This window comes from Mycobacterium alsense (assembly GCF_002086635.1).
Lineage (GTDB): Bacteria > Actinomycetota > Actinomycetes > Mycobacteriales > Mycobacteriaceae > Mycobacterium > Mycobacterium alsense.
This window is the reverse complement of record NZ_MVHD01000031.1, coordinates 55552-61580: the sequence shown is the minus strand read 5'-3', so window position 1 is coordinate 61580 and position 6029 is coordinate 55552. Positions and strand designations below refer to the sequence as shown.

The 6029-nt window shown below is 70.7% G+C and carries 6 protein-coding genes; 4 read left to right on the top strand and 2 right to left on the bottom strand.

The window, feature by feature from the left end; genetic code table 11:
* The first annotated feature begins 443 nt into the window (after window positions 1-443).
* Window positions 444-2642 carry an LGFP repeat-containing protein gene (locus BST11_RS17240; RefSeq protein WP_443677629.1) on the top strand — a complete coding sequence of 733 codons (2199 nt, stop codon included), beginning with the start codon at window positions 444-446 and terminating at the stop codon, window positions 2640-2642.
* 11 nt (window positions 2643-2653) lie between these two features.
* On the opposite strand, the gene lexA is transcribed toward BST11_RS17240, so the two are convergent.
* The gene (lexA, locus tag BST11_RS17235; RefSeq protein ID WP_083139135.1) at window positions 2654-3385 is read right to left on the bottom strand and encodes a transcriptional repressor LexA; all 732 of its coding nucleotides are present in this window, start codon (window positions 3383-3385) and stop codon (window positions 2654-2656) included.
* Window positions 3386-3748: 363 nt separating this feature from the next.
* Between lexA and BST11_RS17230 the strand changes: the two genes are divergently transcribed.
* The 3 genes from BST11_RS17230 (at window position 3749) to BST11_RS17220 (ending at window position 5312) form a co-directional block, all read left to right on the top strand.
* Window positions 3749-4240 carry a LysM peptidoglycan-binding domain-containing protein gene (locus BST11_RS17230; RefSeq protein ID WP_083139134.1) on the top strand — a complete coding sequence of 164 codons (492 nt, stop codon included), beginning with the start codon at window positions 3749-3751 and terminating at the stop codon, window positions 4238-4240.
* A gap of 79 nt (window positions 4241-4319) precedes the next feature.
* Window positions 4320-4784, top strand: a complete 465-nt coding sequence (gene nrdR / locus BST11_RS17225) for a transcriptional regulator NrdR (protein ID WP_067325527.1) — start codon at window positions 4320-4322, stop codon at window positions 4782-4784.
* Between the two features lie 36 nt (window positions 4785-4820).
* Window positions 4821-5312, top strand: a complete 492-nt coding sequence (locus tag BST11_RS17220; protein WP_083139133.1) for a peroxynitrite isomerase — start codon at window positions 4821-4823, stop codon at window positions 5310-5312.
* Here BST11_RS17220 and BST11_RS17215 read toward each other — a convergent pair.
* Window positions 5287-6027 (bottom strand): PhzF family phenazine biosynthesis protein, encoded by a 741-nt coding sequence (locus tag BST11_RS17215; RefSeq protein ID WP_083139132.1) that lies wholly within the window; start codon window positions 6025-6027, stop codon window positions 5287-5289. The genes BST11_RS17220 and BST11_RS17215 overlap by 26 nt on opposite strands.
* Between the last annotated feature and the right edge of the window lie 2 nt (window positions 6028-6029).

Genomic DNA, 6029 nt, shown 5'->3' with positions numbered 1-6029 from the left:
ACCGCAAACCCATCCGGCACCCGACCACCGCTCACCAACCCGTCCTCACCACCTCAATGGTTTTTCAGGTCGAAGTAGCTAGCCCGTCAAATAATGAAATGGCCGGAATGGTCTCTTGGTCGGGCAGATCGTCGACCGACTAGCGGCTTCGCGTACCGTCGGCATATGCGTTTGTCGTATGTCGATCGCGTAGCCACATGCGGAGGTCGGTGGCGGTTCGGGCGTAATCCGGCATCATTTCGACATCGACCCGGTCACCGTTTCCGCAATTTTCTTAATTTGCCTTCGCATTCCCCCTCGGCACGGGCAAAGTTATGCGAGCCCGGCGATAATCCGGTTCGTACCGGGGTTACTTCCCCGCGGTGGGGGTACGACCCGCTCGCGGGGCTTGCAGGTGCGGGCATGGCCAGTGATAGGGGGCTGACCCCCGGCTGGGAGGCTTGGTGAACGGGCAGAGAGGGCGGATGCGCAAGCTGGTCGGGCGCGCTGTGATCGGCATGGCCGCCGCGGTGATGGCGGCCTCGTTGCTGGCTCCCACGGCGGTGGCGTCCCCGATAGGCGACGCCGAGGCCGCCATGATGGCCGCCTGGGAGAAGGCCGGCGGCGACACGTCACCGCTGGGGGCCCGAAAGGGCGACGTCTACCCCGTCGCCGACGGGTTCGCGCTGGACTTCGACGGCGGCCGGATGTTCTACACCACCGACACCGGGCCGAGATTCCTCTACGGGCCGATCCTGGACAAATACGAGACGCAGGGCGGTCCGGCGGGCAGCGATCTGGGGTTCCCCACCATCAACGAGGTCCCCGGCCTGGCGGGGCCGGACAGCCGCGTGGCCACCTTCTCCGCCAGCGACAAGCCGGTGATTTTCTGGACGGCGGAGCACGGCGCGTTCGTCGTGCGCGGCGCGCTGAACGCGGCCTGGGACAAGCTCGGCAGCTCGGGGGGCGTGCTCGGGGCGCCGGTCGGCGACGAGACCCACGACGGTGAGGTCAGCTCCCAGAAGTTCAGCGGCGGCGAGATCTCCTGGAACAGGAACTCCAAGGAGTTCACCACCACCCCGCCGGCGCTGGCCGACCAGCTGAAGGGCCTGCAGGTAACGATCGATCCGGCCGCGGCCATCAACATGGCCTGGCGCGCGGCCGGCGGGGCGACCGGCCCGCTGGGCGCCAAGCAGGGTGGACCGTATTCGATCGGCGGCGACGGAATCGCCCAGAACTTCACCGGCGGCAAGGTGTTCTTCAACCAGGCCACCGGCGCCAATGCGCTCGAGAGCGACATCCTCGCCAAGTACGAGTCGCTGGGCGGCCCGGTCGGGAGCGACCTCGGCTTCCCCACGGCGAACGAGACCGACGGGGGCCTCGGCCCCGCCAGCCGGATCGCCACGTTCGCCGCGGCCGACAAGCCGGTGATCTTCTGGACCCGCGACCACGGCGCGTTCGTCGTGCGCGGCGCGATGAAGGCCGCGTGGGACAAACTGCGCGGCCCCGCCGGCAAGCTGGGCGCCCCGGTCGGCGACCAGGCCGTGGACGGCGACGTGGTCTCGCAGCAGTTCACCGGCGGCAAGATTTCGTGGAACCGGGCGAAGAACTCGTTCACCACCGAGCCGTCGAACCTGGCGCCCCTGCTGTCCGGCCTGCAGGTGTCGGGGCAGAACCAGCCGAGCACCGCGGCGATGCCCTCGCACGGCAAGAAGTTCGACTGGCGCCAGTGGTGGCCGGTGGCCGCCATTTCGCTGGCCGTGCTGATCGCGCTGGTGGCATTGGCCATCGGGTGGCGCCGGCGCCGCGCGCGGCGCGGCGCCCCCGAAGCCGCGGCTTACGAGCCCCAGCCCGAGGCGGACGCCGCCTACGAACCCGCGGCCGAAGGGAGCTGGCGCCACGACGTCGGCGACAACGGCGACCTGGCCACCGACCATTTCGCGCGCGCGGACCTGAACCCACCCGAGCAGCAGCCGCCGGTCGAGGCCGGCCCCGCCGCGCGGGTGAGCTGGAGCCGGGGGGCCGCCGCGCCCGGCGAGGCCGACGACGACGATCCCGACGCGGTCCAGACGGACTCCATCCCGATCGTCTCGGCGGAGGCGCTGTCCGGGGCCGGCTACGGCGAGGCCCCCCAGGAGGCCTACCCGGAGGCCGCCGAGGAGGGCACGCACGCCGAGCCCGAGGACGCCGGCTACGCGGAGGCCGAGTACACCCAGGGCGAGTACACCGACGCCGAGTACACCGACGGCGAGTACACCGACGCCCAGTACGCCGACGCCGGGTATCCCGATGCCGCCTCGCCGGAGGCCGAGCCTGCCGAGCCGTCTGAGCCATCTGAGCTATCTGGGGCGCCGGACGCCGAGGCCGCCGAAGCCCCCGGGCCCGACGCCGAACAGCGCGCCGGGCGCCACGCGGCCATGGACGACGAAGAGGGGCCGGCGCCCGAAGTCGGCGGCGCCGCGCCGGCCGCCGGCGGGCGCCCCACGATCCACCTGCCGCTGAACGACCCGTACCAGGCGCCCGACGGATATCCGATCAAGGCCAGCGCCCGCTTCGGGCTGTACTACACGCCGGGCAGCGACCTCTACCAGGACACGCTCGCCGAAATCTGGCTGTCCAGTGAGGAAGTCGCGCAGGCCAATGGGTTCATCAAGGCCGACTGAACTGGCGCGCGTCAGACCTTGCGGATGACGGTGACGACCTTGCCGAGCACGGTCGCGTCGTTGCCGGGTATCGGGTCGAACGCCGGATTGTGCGGCATCAGCCACACCTGACCGCCCGCGCGCTTGAACGTTTTGACGGTGGCCTCGCCGTCGATCATGGCCGCGACGATGTCGCCGTTGTCGGCGACGTGCTGCTGGCGCACCACCACCCAGTCGCCGTCGCAGATCGCGGCCTCGACCATCGAGTCGCCCACGACCTTGAGCAGGAAGAGCGTGCCCTCCCCGACGAGCTCGCGCGGCAGCGGGAAGACGTCTTCGACGGCCTCCTCGGCGAGGATCGGTCCGCCCGCGGCGATGCGCCCCAGCACCGGGACGTAGCTGGGCTCGGGCAGGGCGTCGGAGCCGGCGACCTCGGTCACGGGCGCGCGCGCCGCGTCGCCGCCCTCGTCGGCGCCGCGGACGTCGACGGCGCGGGGGCGGTTCGCGTCGCGGCGCAGGTAGCCCTTGCGCTCCAGCGTGCGCAGTTGGTGAGCCACCGAGGACGTCGACGTCAGGCCCACGGCGTCGCCGATCTCCCTGATGCTCGGCGGGTAGCCGCGGGTGGTGACGGACTCGCGGATGACGTGCAAGATGGTGCGCTGCCGTTCGGTCAACGTGGAATCCACGGCGTGCAACCGCCCGTCCGCGTCGGCGGACGAGCCGGCTGGGGGAGTGTCGTTGCTGCGGTCGTTGCTGTCGCCCATGCACCGAATGTAGCCCCGCCGCGGCAAAGAATCAAACATGTGTTCGACTGGCGTGTCGCGGGCGCCGGCAGGGGCCGACAGAGGCCGACAGGGGGGCGACCGGGCGAATAACAAGTGTGTAACTCTCGGGCGGTTCGGGTATGCGCAGGCCATGTCCGTGGTCGCGCCGCCCGAAGGTCGTCGGGAAGGCTGCCGGGAAGGTCGTCGGGAAGGCTGCCGGGAAGCCGTGGCGAAAACTTGTCGGTGGGGCCGTCTAGCGTTTTGCTCGTGCGACACGCTTCGCTCAAATGTTCGGCTATCGAACACACGAGCGACTATAGTTTCGAACACACGAGCGAGAACCAGTTGACCGGAGGAACGCCGATGACCATCATCCACGCAGTCTCGCCGCGCACCACCAGCGCCCGGCGCCCGGTCAACGGGCCGGTGCCGGGGCTTCGTCCCGGCCGCGACGGGTTGGCCCGCCGCCGCCCCGGACCGGCGCGTCCGGCCGGCGCACCCACGCGTTACCACGGCACCGGCGTCGCGATGTCGAGGGCCCCGCACCGCGGGCGCCCCGTCACGCTCGCGACGACGCTGGGGCTCGCGCTGATCGCCGGGATCATCACCGTGTGGCTGGGCCTGGTTGCCGACATCGGCCAGGCGCTCAACGGCGGCGCCGCGGGGGCGGCCGCTGCGGTGCCCGACCGGCTCGCCGTGGTGCGGGTCGAACCGGGGGAGTCGCTGCAGGACGTCGCGCACAGGGTGGCCCCCGACGCGCCGGCGCGCCAGGTCGCCGCGCGCATACGCGAACTCAACGATCTCAACTCGCCGGCGCTGGCCGCCGGCCAGACGCTGATCGCGCCCGTGGGCTGACCCGGGGGTGAGGCGCGGGTACGCTTTCAGTGTTCTGCGGCGTTCTGCGACCCTAGGTGAGCACGGCGAAGGAGCGGTCATGCACTGTCCGTTCTGCCGCCACCCCGACTCCCGCGTGATCGACTCGCGCGAAACCGATGAAGGCCAGGCGATTCGGCGCCGCCGGTCGTGCCCCGAGTGCGGACGGCGTTTCACGACCGTCGAAACCGCGGTGTTGGCGGTGGTCAAGCGCAGCGGTGTCACCGAGCCGTTCAGCCGGGAGAAGGTCATCAGCGGGGTGCGCCGGGCGTGCCAGGGCCGTCAGGTCGACGACGACGCGCTGAATCTGCTCGCCCAGCAGGTGGAGGACACCGTGCGCGCCGCGGGATCGCCCGAGGTACCCAGCCACGAGGTCGGCCTGGCCATCCTGGGCCCGCTGCGCGATCTCGACGAGGTTGCCTACCTGCGGTTCGCCTCGGTGTACCGGTCGTTCTCGTCCGCGGAGGACTTCGAGCGGGAGATCGAGGCCCTGCGCGCGCACCGCAACGTGTCGGCTCCCGGCTGACGGGACCGGCACCGGCCAACTCGCTAGGCTGTTTTCATGCCTCCCGACCTGCACCCCGATCTCGAAGCGCTCGCCCCGTTGCTGGGCACGTGGGGCGGTCAGGGTTCGGGCAAGTACCCGACGATCGAGCCCTTCGACTACGTCGAGGAAGTCGTCTTCTCCCACGTGGGCAAGCCGTTTCTGGCCTACACCCAGAAGACCAAGGCGGTGGCCGACGGCAAGCCGCTGCATGCCGAGGCCGGATATCTGCGGGCCCCGCGGCCAGGCCAACTCGAGTGGGTCCTCGTGCATCCGAGCGGCATCACCGAGATCGAGGTGGGCACCTATGCGGTGACCGGCGGGCGCATCGAGCTCGAGCTGTCCACGAGTCCCGGCGGGACGATCGGGCTGGCACCCAGCGCCAAAGAGGTGACCGCGCTTGGTCGTTCGTTGCGCCTCGAGGGCGACGAGCTGTCCTACTCGGTGGCCATGGGTGCGGTCGGGCAGCCCCTGCAAAACCACCTCACCGCGGTGTTGCGCCGGCGCTGAGTTCGATCCGCCTGACCCCGTCGGCGACGACGCGCCCGGCGACCCCGACCCAGCCCTCGGGGTTCCACGTGGTCTCGATGACCGATCCGTTGCCCTGGATGATGCGCAGGCCGCGGCTGAGGTAGTCGGTGATCCGCATCGCCGCCGAGCCGGTCGCCTCGTCTTCCGGCACACCGAGGTTCGCGGCGAACATCCGGGCGCGCAGCGACCCGGCTTCCCGATCCAGCCACGCCCACAGGTAGTGCGCCGTGTCGGCGGGGAAGTCGGCCGGGTCGGCGGCCAAGACGTCGTCCGCGGAATCGAATTCGTGGATGGCGAACTCCGGGGCCCACTCCGAGCGCGCGGTGATGGCGGTGAATTCGCCCGTCGCGCCCGCGGCGTGACTCACCTGCACGATGCCGGCCGGCACCTGCAAAGTCTTGACCGGCCAACCGTTTTCGCGCAGCCACCATGCGGCGCCGACGGTCGGGTGCCCGGCGAACGGGATTTCGGTGCGCGGGGTGTAGATCCGCGCGTGCGCCGTGGTCGAACCGGCGCCCGGCAGGTCGACGAAAGTGGTTTCGCTGTAACCCAACTGGGCCGCCAGGCGCTGCCGGTCCGGCGGTGCGAGCTGGCTGGCGGGGTCGGCGGGAGACACCGACACCACGCCGAGCGGGTTACCGAAATTCCCGTCGGGATCGGTGAACACGCGCATGACCGCCACGTCGATGGCCATGG